Genomic DNA, 18241 nt, shown 5'->3' with positions numbered 1-18241 from the left:
CGGTCCGCCTCTGCGGGCGGATCGCGCGGCCGAAGATATAGCGCCGGGGCCGGGAAAGACGCGCGTTCTTTTCCAGACCCGGCGTGGACGCTGCCTTTTACTTCAGCGCCAAGGTGACGGTCTTGACGTCCACATATTCGTCGATGCCGTGGATGGAGCCCTCGCGGCCGTAGCCGGACTGTTTGACCCCGCCGAAGGGGGCGACGGCGGTGGAGATCAGACCCGTATTGACCCCACACATGCCTGCCTCGATCCGGCGGCTGAACCGCATGGCGCGGTCCAGGTCGCGGGTGAACAGATAGGACGCCAGGCCGAACTCGCTGGCGTTGGCCTTGTCCAGCGCCTCCTCCTCGGTGTCGAAGGCGAAGACGGGGATCATCGGCCCAAACGTCTCTTCCTCGCGGAACAGGGCGTCGTCGCCGCCCAGGGTCACGGTCGGCTGGAAGAAGCGGCCGCCCAGGGCGTGGCGCGATCCGCCGGTCAGCACCCGCCCGCCGTCGGCCTTGACCGCCGCGACGTGTCTCTCGACCTTATTGATGGCCTTGTCCTCGATCAGGGGGCCGACCTTGACCCCGTCGTCGAAGGCGTTGCCGACCTTGATCCTGGCCACTTCGGCGGCGAGTTTTTCGGCGTATGCCTCCGAGACCGACCGTTCGACATAGACCCGGTTGGGGCAAACGCAGGTCTGGCCCGAGTTTCTGAACTTGCCCTTGATGGTCTCGGCGACGGCTAGGTCCAGGTCGGCGTCGGCGAAGACGATCAAAGGGGCGGCGCCGCCCAGTTCCATCGACACCCGCTTGAGGGTCGGGGCGCACTGTTCCGCCAGCTTGCGGCCGACCCCGGTCGAGCCGGTGAAGGACAGTTTGCGGATCAGGGGGCTTTCGGTCAGCGTCTTGCCGATCACCGACGCCTCGCCAGTCACGATGGATAGGGCGCCCTTGGGCAGGCCGGCCTGATAGGCCAATTCGGCCAGGGCGATGGCGGTGAAGGGGGTCTGGCTGGCCGGCTTGACCACGGCGGTGCAGCCCGCAGCGAAGGCGGGCCCCAGCTTGCGCGTCAGCATGGCGGCCGGGAAGTTCCAGGGGGTGATCAGGGCGCACGGCCCCACCGCATCGCGGTAGGTCAGCAGCAGATGGCCCAGCGGACTGTCCTGCGTCTCGCCGATCAGGCGTTCCGCTTCCCCGGCGAACCATTTGATGAAGCCGTTGGCGTAGGTCACCTCGCCCTTGGCCTCCTCGAACGGCTTGCCGTTCTCCAGCGCCATCAGGGCGCCCAGGCCCTCGGTGTTCTCGTCGATCAGTTCGGCCCATTTGCGCAGGAAGGCCGCGCGCTTGTGCGGATCAGAGCGGGACCAGGCGGGAAAGGCGTCGGCCGCCGCCTGGATGGCGCGTTCGGTCTCGGCGGCGCCCAGGTCGGGAACATGGCCGATAATCTCACCCGTCGCCGGATCGTCCACCGCGATGCCGCCGCCGTTGGCCGCGACAGGTTCTCCGGCGATCAGCGCGTGCTGGCGAAGCAGGGCGAGGCCGGCGTTACGAGCGGTCTGGTTCACGGAAATCTCCTGATGAAGTCCTGAAACGAACAAGGCCCCGACGAAGCGGGGCCTTGCAAGTGTCCAGATGCAGCCGAGGCTGCGTCGTGATCAGTTCTTGGCGTCTTGAGCGGCGCCCGAAACGGCCGAGCCGGCGGCTTGGGTGTCGCGACCCACGCCTTCGACGGTGTTGCAGGCGGCGGTGGTCAGGGCGGCGGCGGCGGCGACCAGAACGAAAATCTTGCGCATGAGTAAAGCTCCGAGGTTAGCCGGGGTGAACTCCGCCGGTCTTGCCACAACAACGCGGCGCCACGGTTACGGTTCCGTGCGATCAGGCCTTGTCGGCCGGATCCACCGGCGTCAGCGCCTCGGGCGTGGCGAAGGTCATGCGGGCGATGGTGCCCCCGCCCGGCGCCGCCGCGAACTCGGTCTCGCCGCGCAGCTGTTTGGCGAAGGCGCTCATCAGGGTGCGACCCACCCCGGCCTCCGCGCTCGGCGGCGCGCCGGGTCCGTCATCCTCGACCTCCAGCACCGAGGTCTCGCCGTGAACGCGGAACCGCACCTTCAACTCGCCGCCGCGCCCGAAGAAGGCGTGCTTCTGGGCGTTGCTCACCGCCTCGACCAGCCACAGGGCCAGGGGCGCCAGTTTGTCGGGATCGACATAGAGGGAATCGGCGTCCACCGAACTGATCACTACGGGCCCGCGCCCGGCCTCGCTGGCGATCAGCTGACCGACCAGCTCGTTCAGGAACTCGCGCGCGTCGGCGTGTCGGATGTCGTTGCTCTGATACAGGGTGCGGTAGATCAGGGCCAAGGCCGAGATACGCTGGCGCGTATCGCCCAACGCCGCCTTGGCCGGGGCGTCCGTCAGGGCCCGTTGCTGCATCGACAGCAGGGACGAGATGATTTGCAGATTGTTCTTCACCCGGTGGTGGATCTCGCGCATCAGCGCGTCCTTTTCCGCCAGGGCGTCGGTTAGTTCCCGGTCCCGGACGGTGATGGCCTCGGCCATCTCATCCAGGGTGCGGGCCATGGTGCGGATTTCGGCAGGGGCGTTCATCGCCTGCAACGGCCGAACCGAGAACCGGCCCCGCGCATAGATGGCCGCGACCCGCTCCAGATAGTCCAGCCAGCGAATGAAGATACGCTCGGACAGCAACATCACCGCAGCGAACGCCGTCAGCCACGCGCCCAACGGCAGCAGCAACGTCCCGATCGGATTGAGCCGCGCCCAGGACAGCAGGCCCGGCGCCGGCGCCGACAGCAGGACGTAAAGGTCGCCGCCCGCCAGCGCCGCGCCGGCGTAGTCGCGACGCTGGTTCTGAATATCCTTGGCCTCGAACACGGCCGACCCCTCGTCCCGGGCCCGCGCCACCCAGCCGGACAGGTCACCCCCGCCCGCCAGCCGGAAGGCGTCGGCGTCGCTGGCGACCAGGATGTTTCCGGCGCTGTCGGTCAGGGCGGCCTGCGAACCGGAGGGCAGGGCGGGGTCGTCGATGTCCGGTTGAAGCGCGGACAGAGGGATGACGGCGGCCATGGCCCCGTCGAACCGGCCCATGGGCCGCTCGGCGCGGATCGCCACGATAAGCGCGGTCTTATAGCCGGCGTCGTCCGGCGCCCGCGTCACCACCAGCTCTTCGCCGCTGCGCAGCCGTTGGAACCACTGTGATTGGGCGGCGGGGGCCACGCCGGAACGCACATCAGCCCGGCCGGACGCGCAGACCGCTTCTCCTGTCGGACTGATGCGATAGAGGCCTTCGTAACCTTCCAGCTGACCGACGAGGGACGTCAGGCGCGGGGTGCAATAGGGGCCGACCGCGTCGGGACTGAGCGCGCGCAACAGCACCTGGGCGCTGTCCAGCTGGGACTTGGCGTCCGATGCGCTGCGTTCGGCGGCCACTTGCAGATCGACCTGGCGATCCTGAGCCTGACGACGAAAGTCCGCCTGGGTCTGAATCAGGCTGAGCACGAAGATCGGCAACAGCGCCATGGCCATGGCGGCGCCCAGCCGAAAGCGGATGCCCTGAAACCGGTCTGCATTCCACTTTCGACCGAGGCGCGGCCAAGGTTCGGCTCTGGTCGGCTCGGACACCGCGCCTTAGTTCCTGGCGCCGGCCAGCCTGTCGGCCTCGCCGAGGATGGAGCGCATCGCGTCGCCCGCCGCCTTGCCGTCGCGACCGTAGCCGCCCTTTTCGAGCGTGGCCTGCAGGGCGCGCCGCGCCCGGCTGACGCGGCTCTTGACCGTGCCGACCGCGCAGCCGCAGATCTCGGCGGCTTCTTCGTAGGCGAAGCCGCCGGCGCCGACCAGGATCAGCGCTTCACGCTGTTCCTCGGGCAGGGTCTTCAAGGCCTGGCGCAGTTCGTCCAGGGCGACCGGCGCCTCGGGATCGTCGACGGCGACCAGGGTCCGCTCGGCGGCCTCCTGGTCCAGCTGTGACTGGCGCCACGACCGGCGCTTCTCCGAATAGAATTGGTTGCGAAGGATCATGAAGGTCCAGGCCTTCATGTTCGTGCCCATCTGATAGCTGGCGCGCGCGTCCCACGCCTTCATCATGGCGTCCTGCGCCAGATCGTCGGCGGCGGTCGGATCGCCGGTCAGCGTGCGAGCGAAGGCGCGCAGGTGCGGGATCAGCTGAACCAGTTCGCGCTTGAAGCCTTCGTCGTCGGCGGAAGCAGGCTTCGGCGCGGCGCCGAGGCGAGACCCGCTCATGCGCCACCGCCCGACGCCTTGGCGTCGGCGCGTTTCAGGATTTCAAGGAACTCGTCAGGCACGGGCTCGTTGACGACCTCGTCGAACATGTGCCGCAGCTTGACGCCGATGGCCTGTTGACGAAGTCGAGCTTCTTCCAGCCCCGCCTCCCCCGTTTTATCGGCGCCTTTGCGCCGCGAGGCGTCGGTAGAATCAATCATAGACAGAACCGCCCACCCAGGATGCAGCGTAAAACACGCGGTCGGTAACGTCGCCGACGCTCTGGGGTTCCTATCTCCGACGCATTTTATGCTCAAGCTTCTTCAGACGTGGCGGAACCGGGCTGCGTTTGGGACGTTGTCTGCCTCTGTAGCGCCTTGCCTTGTGAGCCGGGCCGCGATTTGTCGGGGACTACCTTAATGAGCCTTCTGGCCAGACTTGCGCCGCATCTTCCTTATGTGCGTCGCTACGCACGCGCTCTGACGGGCGATCAATCCACGGGCGACAACTATGTCCGCGTCGCACTCGAAGCCCTGGCCGCCGGCGAGCAGCAGCTTTCGCCGGATATGACGCCGCGCGTGGCTCTCTATCATGTCTTCCACGCCATCTGGTCCTCGACCGGCGCCCAGCTTGAGACCGGCGCGCTTGAGACGACGGGCAATGATGCGTCTCAGCGCCTGCTGCGGATCGCGCCGCGTTCGCGCCAGGCCTTTCTGCTGACCGCGCTTGAAGGGTTCACGCCTTCCGAGGCCGCGCAGATCCTGTCGGCCGATCCCCGCGACGTCGAGCGGCTGATCGCCGACGCCCAGTCTGACATCGACGCCGAACTGGCCACCGATGTGCTGGTGATCGAGGACGAGGCCATCATCTCGGCCGACATCCAGAGCCTGGTCAAGGAACTGGGCCACCGCGTCACCGGCACCGCCACGACCCATGACGAAGCCATCGAGGCGGTCGCGCGTCACAAGCCCGGTCTGGTCCTGGCCGACATCCAGCTGGCCGACGGGTCCTCGGGCATCGATGCGGTCAAGGACATCCTCAAGAACATGGACGTGCCGGTGATCTTCATCACCGCCTTCCCGGAACGGCTGCTGACCGGCGAACGGCCCGAGCCGACCTTCCTGATCACCAAGCCCTTCCAGCCGGAAACGGTGAAGGCGGCGATCAGCCAGGCGCTGTTCTTCCACCCGTCGCGCCAGAAAGTCGCAGCCTAAATCCAGGCGTCTTCCTAGGCCCCGGTCGCTGTCATGAGCCGGGGCCTTTGCGCGCTCAGACGGTCGCCCTGGGCAGGCGGCATCTCGCCTGGAAGAAATTCAGCAGGGGTGGGGAACCGGCGCCTGAATTCGTCGTTATCGGCATGCGGAGGCGGCGACGCCCCCCGACTTAAAAGATTGGCGAAAGCCGATCTGTCGCCTCCGCGCCTCATTCTCGATGATGCCACTCCAAAGCGGTCCGAAAGGGCCGCTTTTTTCTTTGGTATCGACCCCGACGCGCGCACGCGCCAAGGTAAAGTTCAAGAACGAGCGGACAGGAGAGACCGGCATGGCTTCGGCGAATGGCAAGACGAACCGCCAGTGGGTGCTGCGCCAGCGGCCCAAAGGCCTGATCCAGCCGGGCGACCTGGAACTGGTCGAGACCCCGATTCCGGATCTGAAGGAATCCGAAGTGCTGGTCCGCACTGTCTATCTGTCGCTGGACCCAACCAACCGGACCTGGATGAACGATTCCGAAGGCTATCTGCCGCCGGTGGGGCTCGGCGAGGTCATGCGCGGCCTGACCTTGGGCGTCGTCGAATCCAGCCGGTCGAACCGCTTCAAGGTCGGGGACGTCGTCACGCCGACGTCCGGCGGCTGGGCCGACTATGCCGCCGTGCCCGAGGGTGGGCTTCGGCCGGTTCATCGTGCGCCCGGCCTGCCGCTGACGGCGAATATGTCGGTGCTCGGCATGACGGGCATGACCGCCTATTTCGGCGTCACCGACGTGCTCAAGGCCAAGGCTGGCGAGACCCTGGTGATTTCGGCGGCGGCGGGCGCCGTCGGCTCGATCGCCGGCCAGATCGCCAAGCAGCGCGGCTGCCGCGTCATCGGCATCGCAGGCGGACCCAAGAAATGCGCGTGGCTGACAGACGATCTCGGGTTCGACGCCGCCATCGACTACAAGAACGAGGACGTGGGCGAGGCCTTGGACCGCCTGGCGCCGGACGGCGTGGACCTGAATTTCGAGAATGTCGGCGGCGACATCATGATCGCCGTGTTCAACCGTCTGAAGATTCACGGCCGAATGGCCGTCTGCGGCCTGGTGTCGGCCTACAATGCGACCAAGGCGCCGCCGTCGCCGAACTTCGCCCGCCTGATCACCCACCGACTGAACGTCCAGGGCTTCCTGGTTCTGGACTATGCGGGACGCGCCCGCGAAATGGTCGCCGAGATGGGGCCGTGGCTGGCGGACGGCCGGGTGAAGTGGAAGGTTCACGTCGATGACGGGCTGGAGGGGGCGGTGGACTCGTTGAACCGCTTGTTCACCGGCGATCACGACGGCAAGCTGCTGGTCCGCGTTTCCGAAGAACCCGCCTGAAGCCCTCAGAGAAAGCCGCGTCCATGAGCGATCCGCTGCACGTCCATTTCGAGGATCTGGAAGTGGGGCAGGTCGTGCCGCTAGGCGCCTGCGCCGTCGATCAGGCGGCGATGGACGTCTTCATCGAGCGGTTCTCGCCGGGGTGGGACGCCGCCTACGGCGCGCCGGACGCCATGGTCTATGTGCTGTGGAGCCGTCTGGCGGCCGACAAGTCCGGCGGCTGGGCCCAGACCAAGGTCCTGGCCGTCGACGGCCTGCGTTACATGCGCAATCCGCCCGCCGGCGAACTGCTGCGCGGGCGGATGACGGTGATGGGCAAGGATCCGGTCGGCGACGAGAAGGGCATCGTCATCGCCTCGCACGACCTGCTGGACGAGGCCGGGCGGCTGGTCTTCTCCTGCCTGACGCGCGCCCTGTTCTCGCGGCGTTGAGCCAAAGAAAAGCCCCGCCGGCGACCGGCGGGGCTGAACGTCTCGGATCGTCGATCGCCTAGTTGACGGTCGCCGGTTGCGCCTGACGCAGGAACGTCAGGGCGATCAGGCGGTCCCAGCCCAGCAGCGACACCAGGTGGGCGTAGATCTGGCCCAGCGCGCCGTTGTCGCGCAGTTCGGCCAGCTTCTCGGCCGGCAGGGCGCGCAGCTTGTCTTCCGAAACGGCGTAGTATTCGGCCAGCTTCTGCGGCTCGCCCGGCGTGCCGTCGGCGTTGCGCGGGGTGAACAGGGCCTCGCGGATGTCCAGCAGGTCCAGGTCGTTGACCAGCTTGACGAAGCCTTCGGTGCGCTGGCGCTCCTGCTCGAAGTTGTTGCAGAACTCCATCGCCATATTGGTGTAGTCGCTGGGCTTGCCATCCACGAACAGCGGGTTCTGGCCGCCCTCGGCGACGATGGCCGCGCCGCGGTCGATGCACAGGATCAGGCGCTGGTTCTGCTTGTCGTCGGCGAAGACGAACGGATAGCGGCGAACATAGGCGGGCACATAGGCGTCGCCGCGGAACTCGCCGTCGTCGGCGACGAACAGGTTCTCGCCCTGACGCAGGCCCATGACCACGACGGGCTGGCGGTTCTCGCCGGTGAAGATGATCGGATAGGACAGGGCGGCGGCGGCGAACTCGGTCACCGTCAGCGGCACGATATTGGTCTGGGCGACAAAGGCGTAGGGCTTGTCGGCCGGATTGACGCCCAGCGCGCCGTGCACGCCCTGATCCAGCGGCTCGGGGTTGATATAGAAGAGGACATTGCCCTCGAGCGGCGAGTTGTTCGTGTCGGTCATGAAGCGAGGACGCTCTGGATGGAGATATGAGGCGGGCCTTCTAGCCCAACCCTGTCCCAGCGGCAAACCCGCGATGCGTCGGTTGCAGTAGGGGCTCCCAGCCATTAGCTGTGGCGCATGGGTTCCGCCTGCGATCACGATCATGACCACTCAGGCCTGAACGGCGGCGCGCTGGACCGCGCCCTGGCGTCAGCCGAGGCGCGCGCGACCCAGGCCGGTGAGCGGATGACCGCCCAGCGCCGTCGGGTCCTGTCGCTGCTGCTGGCGGCGGGCGAGCCGGTCAAGGCCTATGACCTGATCGCGCGCTTCGGCGAGGACGGCCAGGCCGCAAAGCCCCCGACCGTCTATCGCGCCCTGGAGTTTCTGGAGCGGCTGGGCATGGCGCACCGGATCGCCTCCATCAGCGCCTATGTCGCCTGCAGCGACGACGGGGACGCCGCCCACGCCGCCGCCTTCCTGATCTGCGACTGCTGCGGCGCGACACGTGAGGTCAGCGGGCCGGACCAGAGCGCCATGACCGCCGCCGCCTCCGCCGCCGGCTACGCCATCGCCCGCACCACGATCGAGGCGCACGGCCGTTGCGCCGCCTGCCGCGAGGCGGCCTGAGCATGGATGCGGCGCTGATGTCTCCGCCGCGCCGCCTGACCGTGCCGATCGACAATCGCTGGGGCGCCGGCGAGATGGCGGTGCTGGATTTCGGCGATCCGAACCGACCGGTCGATCTGGTCTTCTCCCACGCCAACGGCTTCAACGCCGCCACCTATCGCAGCCTTTTGTCGCCGCTTTCGGCCTCGCTTCGCATCTGGGCGCCGGACCTGCGCGGGCACGGCCGCTCGACCCTGCCGGTGTTCACGCGACCCAAGACCAGTTGGCTGGATCACCGCGACGACCTGCTGGCCCTGCTCGAGGCCATCGACGGTCCGCCGGTCGTGATGGCCGGTCATTCGATGGGCGGCACGGCCTCGCTTTTGGCGGCGGCGGAACGGCCGGACCGGGTCTCCAGCCTGGTGCTGTTCGATCCGGTGATCTGGAAACGCTCGGCGGTCTTCGCCTTCAACCTGCCCTTCGCCCATCGGCTGATGGCGGCGATTCCCATCGCCAAGGCGACCCTGCGCCGCCGCAGCCTTTTCGACAGCCGCGAACAGGCCATGGCCGCCTATCGCGGGCGCGGCGCCTTCAAGGGCTGGCCCGACATGGTGCTGGCCGACTATCTGTCGGAAGGCCTGAGTGAGCAAAAGGGCGAAGGGGAGGGCGGCTTAAGCCTCACCGCCACGCCGGCCTGGGAGGCCGCCAACTATGCGGCCCAGGCGCACGATCCCTGGCGAGCGCTGCGGCGCTATCCTGGGCCGGTCAGAATCCTGAAGGCCGAACACGGCGCCCTGACCCAGGCGCCGGTCTCGCCGCGCGTGTCGCCCAACGTCACGGTCGAGGTCGTGTCCGGCGGCGGCCACCTATTTCCCATGACCCACGCCGACGTCGCGCGCGACGCCCTGTTCGAAGCCGCCGTCTGAGAATGATTTCTGTAGGCTGAACAAAGACCCGCGCTATAAGGGCGCCGCTGAGCAAAACTCCCGCCGCCCGAGACGCCGCTTGTCCTTCTTCCACGCCGGTCCCGCGCCCAAAGGCGCCGGCCCCCGATCCGGGGCGCTGCGCGATGGACTGATCCTGACGCCGGGTATGAAGGTCGGCCTGTTCGGGGGCTCCTTCAATCCCGCCCACGAGGGCCATGCGCACGTGGGCGAGACGGCGATGCGCCGGCTGGACCTGGACCGCGTCGTCTGGCTGGTCTCGCCGCAGAACCCTCTGAAGGACGCCCGCCACAGCGCCCCCCTGGCCGACCGCATGGCCTCGGCCCGCGCCCAGGCCCGCGGCCCGTCCATGATCGTTTCGGATTTCGAGACGCGCGCGGGCGTGACCTGGACCGTCGATACGGTTCGCCTCCTGGTCGCGCGTCATCCGGGCGTGCATTTCGTCTGGCTGATGGGGTCGGACAATCTGGCCAGCTTCCATCGCTGGAGGGGCTGGACCGACATCATGCGGCTGATGCCCGTCGCGGTGATCGCCCGGCCGGGTTCCCTGCTGGACAGCCGCACCGCCCCGGCCGCCGCCCGGTTCGCCGGGTTCCGCATTCCCGCCCAGCAGGCCGGCCTTCTGCCCACGCTCGCCGCGCCCGCCTGGACCTATCTGACGGCGCCGCTCAATCCTCTGTCCTCCACCGCGATCCGGACCTCGACAGGGCGACACGCCACCTCGTGATCGCCGTATGATTCGGGCGCCGGTTCACGTTGCGGCCCATCCGTGCTAAAGGGCTTCTTTAGTCAATGCTCCCGGAGCCCTCCGCTGACCCCCTCGCCCGCGTATGATACGCAAGACGCCGCCGTTTCGAACACGGCGCACGAGATGGATGCTATCGAACCTCTCCATTCCGAAGACGGATCTGAATCCTCCCACGCGTTCGGCGATTCCGCCCCGCGTCCGATCGGCTCCACCCCGCTCGAAGAAGCCCTGCTGAGCCGCCTCGACGAGGACAAGGCCCAGGACATGGTCCTGATCGACCTGAAGGGCAAAAGCGCCATGGCCGACACCATGATCGTGGCCTCCGGCCGCTCGCACCGCCACGTCGGCGCCATCGCCGATCACCTGCTGCGCACGCTGAAGGAAAACGGTCTGGGCAAGGCCAAGGTCGAGGGGCTGCCGCACTGCGACTGGGTCCTGATCGACGCCGGCGACGTGATCGTCCACCTGTTCCGCCCGGAAGTGCGCACCTTCTACAATATCGAGAAGATCTGGGCCGTCGATTCCGCCCACCGCATGGTCCGCGACTAAGACCGTGAAGCTGAGCGTCGTCGCCATCGGCCGACCGGGCCGGGGGCCTGAGGCGACGCTCGCCGACGACTACGCCCGGCGCGCCACCCTTGCGGGACGCGTGCTGGGCCTCGGCCCCCTCGAATTGATCGACCTTGAGGCCCGCAAGCCGGGCAAGGCGCCGGAGGCCGAGCTGATCCTCGCCGCTGCGGAAGGATCGCATCTGATCGCCTGCGACGAACGCGGCAAGACCTATTCATCGCGCGCCTTCGCCGACCACATCGCCAAACTGCGCGACCAGGGCGAACGCCGCCTGATCTTTGCCATCGGCGGGGCGGACGGACTGGACGAGAGCGTGCGCGCCGCCGCCGCCTCCACCCTGGCCTTCGGGCCCCAGACCTGGCCCCACGCCCTGGCGCGCGCCATGCTGGCGGAACAGCTTTATCGGGCCGTGACCATCCTGGCCGGATCGCCCTATCATCGCGACTGACATGCGTCGCGCCACCGCTCTTTCCCTCGCCCTGCTGACGGGCTTCGTCTGCGCCGCGCCGGCTGCGGGCAGGCAGGCGCCCGAGAGCGAGCTGTCGCGCATTCAGGCCCAATATCGCGACGAGGCCGTGCGCGCGCGTCGCCTGCGCGCCGACGCGGACGCGGCCAAGGACGAACTCGCGCGGCTGGAGCGCCGTCTCGCCGACCTGCGTGCCGACGAACAGACCGACGACCGCCAGATCGAGGACCAGCGCGCGCGTCTGCGCCAGCTCAGCGCGCGCGAGGCCGAACTGGTCGCCCAGATGGCTCGCGAGCGCGGCGCCCAGGGCCGTCTGCTCAGCGCCTTGCAGATGATGAGCCGCCGCCCGCCGCCGCCCCTGCTGGTGCCCGCCGACAAGGCCATCGACACGGTGCGCGCCTCGATCCTGCTCAAGGCGATGACCCCGGACCTTCAAAAGCGCGCCAAGACCCTGTCCGATCGTCAGGTGGAGATCATGCGCATCCGTCGTCTCGCCGTCCTGTCGTCCGAACGTCTGCTGACGACCGAGAGCGCGCAAGGCGATCGCCGCGCCGAAATCGAGGACCTGACCGCGCGCAAGACCGCCCTGACCGCCGTCCTGAACGCGGAGGCGCGCGCCGCCGAACGCGCCGCCCAGGTGCTGGAACGCCGCATCCGCGAACTGGGCGGGGCCGTGCCGGCGACCGAGGCGCCCGAGGCGCCGACGGCCCGCCTGCCCGCCGGTCGCGCGCGGCTTTCTTCGCCCGTCGCCGGCGATCCCAGCCAGACCTGGGGCGAGGGAACGTCCGGCTGGCGCTGGCGGGCCGACCGCGCGACCGTCGCCGCACCGGCCGACGCCAAGGTCGCCTACGCCGGGCCGCTGACCGGCTGGGGCCAGGTGGTCGTGCTGGATCTGGGCCCCGGCTGGCGTGCGGTCATCGCCGGACTGGAAAGCGTGGACGTCCAGGCCGACGCCCGCGTCGCCGACGGCCAGACCCTGGGCCGCAGCGGTCCCGACGGCGACGTCTATTTCGAGCTGCGCCGCGACGAACGGCCCATCGATCCGGGGCCTTGGCTGAGATGAACCTGCAATAGAGCTTTGCATTCTGCTCGGACGCTGATTTTATCGGCCCGACGCCGCGTCGCCACGATTTGGTCGTGACTGCGGGGCCTTACCCTCCCACGGGCGCCTCTGATGATCGGCCCGACCGAAAGAGACCGAATGCGTAAACTGCTCCTCGTCGGCTGCGCCGCACTGGTGCTCGGCGGATCCGCCGCCGCCGTTTCTAGCCAGACTCCCCGCAACGAAACCTTCCGCATGCTGGAGCTGTTCGGCGACGTAGTCGGCATCGTCGAGCAGGCCTATGTGGTCCCAGTCGACAACAAGAAGCTGATCGAGGCCGCGCTGGCCGGAATGATGACGGCGCTGGACCCGCACTCCAACTATCTGCCGCCCTCCAACTACGACGAGCTGCGCGAGCGCACCGAGGGCCAGTATTCGGGCGTCGGCCTGACCATCAGCGCCGACGGCGGCATGGTGAAGGTCATCTCGCCGATGGACGACAGCCCCGCCGCCAAGGCCGGGGTCCAGGCGGGCGACGTCATCTCGTCGATCGAGGGCCAGAACGCGGCCGGCCTGACGGTCAGCCAGGTGTCGGAAAAGCTGCGCGGCGAGGTCGGGACCAGCGTCAAGGTCACCTTCCTGCGCGACGGCTCCGATCCGCTGGAGGTCGTCCTGACCCGCGAGGTCATCAAGGTCCAGTCGGTCACCGGCCGGGTCGAGGGCGACTTCGGCTATCTGCGCGTCTCGACCTTCAACGAGAACACCGGCCGCGAGTTGAACGAGGCCATCGCCAAGATCAAGGCCGAGAAGCCGGGCGTGAAGGGCTATGTGCTCGATCTGCGCAACAACGGCGGCGGCCTGCTGAACGCCGCCATCGACGTGTCGGACGCCTTCCTGGAGCGCGGCGAGATCGTCAGCCAGCGCGGCCGCAAGCCCGAGCAGATCCAGCGCTATTCCGCCAAGCCCGGCGACATGACCGGCGGCCTGCCGCTGGTGGTGCTGGTCAACTACGGCTCGGCCTCGGCGTCCGAGATCGTGGCCGGCGCCCTGAAGGATCATCAGCGCGCGACGGTCGTCGGCCTGACCAGCTTCGGCAAGGGATCGGTTCAGACGGTGATTCCGCTGCGTCAGGGCCAGGACGGCGCCCTGTCGATCACGACCGCGCGCTACTACACCCCGTCGGGCGCCTCGATCCAGAAGATCGGCATCGAGCCGGACCTGGAGGTCGCACGTTCGGAAGCCGAGGCCCGTATCGTCTCGCGCTCCAGCTTCATCTATTCCGAAGCCGCCTACGCCACGGCGCTGGACGCCTCTATCGGCGCCGAGCGCAAGGGCCCGCACACGCCGCGTGAAGCCCCCGGCGAGGCCTTCGACAAGGAAAAGGACTATCAGCTTCAGCGGGCGTTGGATGTGCTGCGCGCCGGCGGCGACCTGTCGAAACTGCCGGCCGCGCCCGAAGGCATCGTCGTCACCGAGCCGGGCTCGACGCCCAAGCCTGACGCCGAGCCGGCGGCGGACGAACCGAAGGAAGAATAGGACGGGAAGGGCGGCGCGAGCCGCCCTTTTTGCGATCAGGACAGTCGGTCGCGGAACTCCGAATAGTCGAATTCGCGCACCAACTTCAGCGCGTCCGTCTCGCTGTTCCACAGGGCGATGGCCGGAAGCGGCACCCCGTTGAAGGTGTTGGTCTTCACCATCGAATAGTGGGCCTGGTCCAGAAACGCGATTCGCGTCCCCGCCGTTGGCGCCGTCTCGAAGACGTAATCTCCGATGATGTCGCCCGCCAGGCACGACGGCCCGCCCAGGCGATAGGTCACGCCCGCCTCGCCCTCGTTCAGCATGGCCGGACGATAGGGCGCCTCGATCACATCGGGCATGTGGCAGGTCGCGGAAATGTCTGTGATGGCGACCGCGATGCCGTTGTCGAAGGTGTCCAGCACCTCGCCGATCAGTATGCCGGCGTCCAGCGCCACGGCCTCGCCCGGCTCGATATAGACTTCAAGCCCATGCGTCTCTCCCAGACGGCGCAGGAAGGCCGCCAGATCGTCACGCCTGTAATCGGCCCGCGTCACATGGTGCCCGCCGCCCAGGTTGATCCATTTCAGATCGGCCAACAGCGGCGCCAACGTCAGCTCCACCGCCGCCCAGATCCGCTCCAGCGGCTCGAAGCCCTGTTCGCACAAGGCATGGATGTGCAGGCCGTCGACGCCGTCCAGATGTTCCGGCTTCAGCTGCGACACCGGAAACCCCAGGCGCGAGCCGAACTGGCACGGGTCGTATTTGGCGACCTCGGCCTCGGAATGCTCGGGGTTCAGGCGCAGGCCGATGTCAAACGTCTCGCCCTCGCCCCGCGCCGTCGCGATCATGTCGGCGAACCGGGCGATCTGGTCGGGGGCGTTGAAGATGACCGTGTCCGACAGACGCAGGATCTCGGGCAGGTCGGCGGGCTTGTAGGCTGGCGAATAGGTGGTCAGGTGTCCTTTGTAGAACTCCCGCGCCAGCCGCGCCTCCCACAGGCCTGAGGCGCAGACGCCGTCGAGGTATTCCCCGACGACGTCGGCCAGCGACCACATGGAAAAGGCCTTCAGGGCTAACAGAACCCGCGCGTTTCCGCGTTGCCCCACGTCCTTCAGGACCGACAGGTTGCGACGCACCGCCGCCTCGTCGACCACGAAGGCGGGCGACGGAACGCGGTTCAGATCGAACCGGGCGAAGGCGCCCGGTCCGCCGGCTTGGGTCTGCATGGCCATGGTCTGAGCCTTAGAAGTCGAGAGGGGCGTCCAGGTCCTGAACCTTCCACGGCAGGCCGTGCTTGTTCAGCATGTCCATGAAGGGATCGGGATCCAGCTGTTCCATGTTGAACACGCCCGCGCCCTTCCATTGGCCGGTCAGCATCAGGGCCGCACCGATCATGGCCGGCACGCCGGTGGTGTAGCTGACGGCCTGGTTGCCGGTCTCGGCATAGGCTTCCTGGTGATCGCAGATGTTGTTGACGTAGACCGTCTTGGCCTCGCCGTCCTTCTGGCCGGTGGCGATGGTGCCGATATTGGTCTTGCCCTTGGTGATCGGACCCAGCGACGAGGGTTCCGGCAGCAGGGCCTTCAGGAACTCGATCGGGATGATCTCGCGGCCCTGGAACATCATCGGCTCGATCGAGGTCATGCCGATGTTTTCCAGCACTTCGAGGTGCTTCAGATAGCTGTCGCCGAAGGTCATCCAGAAGCGGATGCGCTTGATCTCGGGGTAGAATTTCGCCAGCGATTCCAGCTCCTCATGATACATGAGGTACATGTTCTTCTGACCCACGCCCTCGAAATCGAAGGCCTGTTTGTGGCTCAGCGCCGGGCCCTCGACCCACTGGCCGTCTTCCCAGTGACGCGACGGAGCGGTCACTTCGCGCAGGTTGATCTCGGGGTTGAAGTTGGTCGCGAACGGCAGGCCGGTGTCGCCGCCGTTGCAGTCCAGGATGTCGAGCGTCTCGATCGAATCCAGCAGGTGCTTCTTGGTGTAGGTGGTGAAGACCGAGGTCACGCCGGGGTCGAACCCCGAGCCCAGCAGCGCCATCAGGCCGGCTTTCTCGAACCGCTCCTGATAGGCCCACTGCCACTTGTATTCGAACTTGGCCTCGTCGCGCGGCTCGTAGTTGGCGGTGTCGAGATAGTTCACGCCGGCCGCCAGACAGGCGTCCATGATGGCCAGGTCCTGGTAGGGCAGGGCTAGGTTCACGACCAGGGCCGGCTGCACCTGTTTGATCAGGGCGGTGGTCGCCGCGACATCGTCGGCGTCGATGGCGGCCGTTTCGATGGTGACGCCAAAGCGCGACTTCACGGAGGCGGCGATGGCGTCGCACTTCGACTTCGTGCGGCTCGCCAGGGTGATATTCGAGAAGATGTCCGCATTCATCGCCATCTTGTGGACCGCGACCGAACTGACGCCGCCCGCGCCGATAACCAGCACCTTGCTCATGCGTGCTTCTCCTGAAGTCAAAAACGTTGGCGACATCGCCGCCCCTATAAAGGGCGGGGCTCTTAGCACGATGATGACAATCCGCTAAATGCGTTGGCGAACATCGGGTTTAAAGCGTGATCGACTCGCTTCGGTTGCCTTCCGCCTTGTTTTCCTTCATAAGCCGCCGCTTCCGACGCAAGTGAACCTCGCGTCTCCACCGGGACGACCCCATCTTTGATGGACGAGCCCGGCGAGAACCCTCCGCCGACGTGATCGTCGCCGGGGGCCGTTGTCGTATGGAGCCGTTTCACTTGCGCCACACGAGGTAGTGAATGTTCGAGGCTCTGAACGAGCGGCTGACAGGCGTCTTCGACCGGATCACCGGGCGCGGCGCCCTGTCCGAAAAGGATGTCGCCGAGGCGATGCGCGAAGTGCGCGTAGCCCTGCTCGAGGCCGACGTCGCCCTGCCCGTCGTCAAGGAATTCATCGCCTTCGCCACAGAGCGCGCGACGGGCGAAGAGGTCATCCGTTCGGTCCGCCCCGCCGACCAGGTGGTCAAGATCGTCTATGACGGCCTGATCGAGATGCTGGGCGGCGAAGAGCCGGTTCCCCTCAACACCAACACCAGTCCGCCCGCCGTGGTGCTGATGGCCGGCCTGCAGGGCTCGGGCAAGACCACGACCTCGGCCAAGCTGGCGCTGCGCCTGACCAAGTTCGATCGCAAGAAGGTCATGATGGCCTCGCTGGACACGCGTCGTCCGGCCGCGATGGAACAGCTGGCGCAGCTGGGCAAACAGATCGACGTCGCCGTCCTGCCCATCGTGGCGGGCGAGAGCGCCGTCCAGATCACGCGCCGGGCGCTGCAGTCGGCCAAGCTCCAGGGCTTCGACGTCCTGATCCTCGACACCGCCGGTCGCATCACCTTGGACGAAGGGCTGATGAACGAGGTGGCCGAGGTCGCCGACATCGCCAAGCCCGTCGAGACCCTGCTGGTCGCTGACAGCCTGACCGGCCAGGATGCGGTTCGCACCGCCGCCGCCTTCCACGCCCGCCTGCCCCTGACGGGCCTGGTCCTGACCCGCGCCGACGGCGACGGTCGCGGCGGCGCCATGCTGTCGATGCGGGCCGTCACCGGCCTGCCGATCAAATATCTGGGCGCCGGCGAAAAAGTCGATGCGCTGGACGTGTTCGACGCCCGCCGCGTCGCCGGCCGCATCCTGGGCCAGGGCGATATCGTCGCCCTGGTCGAAAAGGCCAGCCAGGACCTGGACCAGGCCAAGGCCGAGAAGATGGCCCGCAAGCTGGCCAAGGGTCAGTTCGACCTGGACGACCTAGCCGGTCAGCTTCAGCAGATGAAGCGGATGGGCGGGCTTCAGGGCATCATGGGCATGCTGCCCGGCGTGGCCAAGATGAAGGGCCAGATGGCCGAGAGCGGCATCGACGACCGCATGATCCTGCGCCAGGAAGCCATCATCTCCTCGATGACCAAGACCGAGCGCAAGAAGCCGGACCTGCTGAACGCCAGCCGCAAGAAGCGCATCGCCGCCGGCGCCGGCGTGGATGTGCAGGACGTGAACCGGGTCCTCAAACAGCACCGTCAGATGGCCGACGTGGTCAAGTCGATGGCGCGCGGCGGACCCAAGAAGATGCAGCAGATGGCCGCCATGCTGGGCGGCCTCGGCGGCGGCATCCCCGGCATGGGGGGCGGCCCCGATCTGAACCGATTGAAGGCGATGGGCGGCGGCAAGACGCCCGAACCCAGCGCCGACGACCTGAAAGCCATCCAGGACCGGCTCGCCGGGCTGGGTGGCGGACAACTTCCGGGAGGCCTGCCCGGCCTTCCGGGCTTCCCTCCCAAGAAATAACGACGTCCTA

General features: G+C 67.5%; 19 protein-coding genes. 11 read left to right on the top strand and 8 right to left on the bottom strand.

The features are described 5' to 3' along the window. Positions 1-97: 97 nt before the first annotated feature. From ACODSC_RS12670 to nepR, 5 genes are all read right to left on the bottom strand, one after another. Positions 98-1552 (bottom strand): NAD-dependent succinate-semialdehyde dehydrogenase, encoded by a 1455-nt coding sequence (locus ACODSC_RS12670; protein WP_488814323.1) that lies wholly within the window; start codon positions 1550-1552, stop codon positions 98-100. 90 nt (positions 1553-1642) lie between these two features. Next, on the bottom strand, positions 1643-1780 hold the full coding sequence (locus ACODSC_RS12665) for an entericidin A/B family lipoprotein (protein WP_008264300.1): 138 nt from the start codon (positions 1778-1780) through the stop codon (positions 1643-1645). An 82-nt stretch (positions 1781-1862) separates the two neighbouring features. Further along, positions 1863-3527 carry a sensor histidine kinase PhyK gene (phyK, locus tag ACODSC_RS12660; protein ID WP_488814478.1) on the bottom strand — a complete coding sequence of 555 codons (1665 nt, stop codon included), beginning with the start codon at positions 3525-3527 and terminating at the stop codon, positions 1863-1865. Positions 3528-3629: 102 nt separating this feature from the next. Further along, the gene (locus tag ACODSC_RS12655; RefSeq protein WP_488814321.1) at positions 3630-4241 is read right to left on the bottom strand and encodes a sigma-70 family RNA polymerase sigma factor; all 612 of its coding nucleotides are present in this window, start codon (positions 4239-4241) and stop codon (positions 3630-3632) included. After that, on the bottom strand, positions 4238-4441 hold the full coding sequence (gene nepR, locus ACODSC_RS12650) for an anti-sigma T factor NepR (RefSeq protein ID WP_488814320.1): 204 nt from the start codon (positions 4439-4441) through the stop codon (positions 4238-4240). Before nepR ends, ACODSC_RS12655 begins: the two co-directional genes overlap by 4 nt. A 198-nt stretch (positions 4442-4639) precedes the next feature. On the opposite strand from nepR, the gene phyR reads away from it, so the two are divergent. The 3 genes from phyR (at position 4640) to ACODSC_RS12635 (ending at position 7225) form a co-directional block, all read left to right on the top strand. Further along, entirely contained in the window at positions 4640-5434 is a 795-nt protein-coding gene (phyR, locus tag ACODSC_RS12645; RefSeq protein WP_488814319.1) for an anti-anti sigma factor/receiver protein PhyR, read from the top strand. A 328-nt stretch (positions 5435-5762) separates the two neighbouring features. After that, positions 5763-6794, top strand: coding sequence for an NADP-dependent oxidoreductase (locus ACODSC_RS12640; protein ID WP_488814318.1), 1032 nt, complete (start codon positions 5763-5765; stop codon positions 6792-6794). 23 nt (positions 6795-6817) lie between these two features. Then, entirely contained in the window at positions 6818-7225 is a 408-nt protein-coding gene (locus tag ACODSC_RS12635) for an acyl dehydratase (RefSeq protein WP_488814317.1), read from the top strand. 58 nt (positions 7226-7283) lie between these two features. Here the strand turns inward: ACODSC_RS12635 and ACODSC_RS12630 are convergent, their stop codons facing one another. Beyond that, on the bottom strand, positions 7284-8063 hold the full coding sequence (locus ACODSC_RS12630) for a SapC family protein (RefSeq protein WP_488814316.1): 780 nt from the start codon (positions 8061-8063) through the stop codon (positions 7284-7286). A 117-nt stretch (positions 8064-8180) separates the two neighbouring features. Here ACODSC_RS12630 and ACODSC_RS12625 point away from each other — a divergent pair, with 117 nt between their 5' ends. From ACODSC_RS12625 to ACODSC_RS12595, 7 genes are all read left to right on the top strand, one after another. Beyond that, positions 8181-8669, top strand: coding sequence for a Fur family transcriptional regulator (locus ACODSC_RS12625; RefSeq protein WP_488814315.1), 489 nt, complete (start codon positions 8181-8183; stop codon positions 8667-8669). A 2-nt stretch (positions 8670-8671) separates the two neighbouring features. Further along, on the top strand, positions 8672-9574 hold the full coding sequence (locus ACODSC_RS12620; protein ID WP_488814477.1) for an alpha/beta fold hydrolase: 903 nt from the start codon (positions 8672-8674) through the stop codon (positions 9572-9574). Positions 9575-9653: 79 nt separating this feature from the next. Further along, on the top strand, positions 9654-10319 hold the full coding sequence (locus tag ACODSC_RS12615) for a nicotinate-nucleotide adenylyltransferase (protein ID WP_488814314.1): 666 nt from the start codon (positions 9654-9656) through the stop codon (positions 10317-10319). A 144-nt stretch (positions 10320-10463) separates the two neighbouring features. Continuing rightward, positions 10464-10889 carry a ribosome silencing factor gene (rsfS, locus tag ACODSC_RS12610; RefSeq protein ID WP_488814312.1) on the top strand — a complete coding sequence of 142 codons (426 nt, stop codon included), beginning with the start codon at positions 10464-10466 and terminating at the stop codon, positions 10887-10889. Positions 10890-10893: 4 nt separating this feature from the next. Next, positions 10894-11358: a 23S rRNA (pseudouridine(1915)-N(3))-methyltransferase RlmH gene (rlmH, locus tag ACODSC_RS12605; RefSeq protein WP_488814310.1), complete on the top strand. Its 465-nt coding sequence runs from the start codon at positions 10894-10896 to the stop codon at positions 11356-11358. Between the two features lies 1 nt (position 11359). Further along, complete coding sequence (locus ACODSC_RS12600) at positions 11360-12439, top strand: murein hydrolase activator EnvC family protein (protein ID WP_488814308.1); 1080 nt, start codon at positions 11360-11362, stop codon at positions 12437-12439. Positions 12440-12577: 138 nt separating this feature from the next. Next, a complete protein-coding gene (locus ACODSC_RS12595; protein WP_488814307.1) occupies positions 12578-13954 on the top strand; it encodes a S41 family peptidase in 1377 nt (458 codons plus the stop codon). A gap of 35 nt (positions 13955-13989) precedes the next feature. On the opposite strand, the gene ACODSC_RS12590 is transcribed toward ACODSC_RS12595, so the two are convergent. Together ACODSC_RS12590 and ACODSC_RS12585 are read right to left on the bottom strand one after the other, a co-directional pair. Further along, complete coding sequence (locus ACODSC_RS12590) at positions 13990-15162, bottom strand: carboxynorspermidine decarboxylase (RefSeq protein ID WP_488814306.1); 1173 nt, start codon at positions 15160-15162, stop codon at positions 13990-13992. Positions 15163-15178: 16 nt separating this feature from the next. Then, entirely contained in the window at positions 15179-16384 is a 1206-nt protein-coding gene (locus tag ACODSC_RS12585; RefSeq protein ID WP_488814305.1) for a saccharopine dehydrogenase family protein, read from the bottom strand. Between the two features lie 314 nt (positions 16385-16698). Between ACODSC_RS12585 and ffh the strand changes: the two genes are divergently transcribed. Further along, positions 16699-18231, top strand: coding sequence for a signal recognition particle protein (gene ffh / locus ACODSC_RS12580; RefSeq protein WP_488814304.1), 1533 nt, complete (start codon positions 16699-16701; stop codon positions 18229-18231). The last annotated feature ends 10 nt before the right edge of the window (positions 18232-18241 follow it).

This window comes from Brevundimonas sp. FG128 (assembly GCF_057809775.1).
Note: the sequence above shows the minus strand (reverse complement) of the source record. Positions and strands in the feature narration are given on the sequence as shown.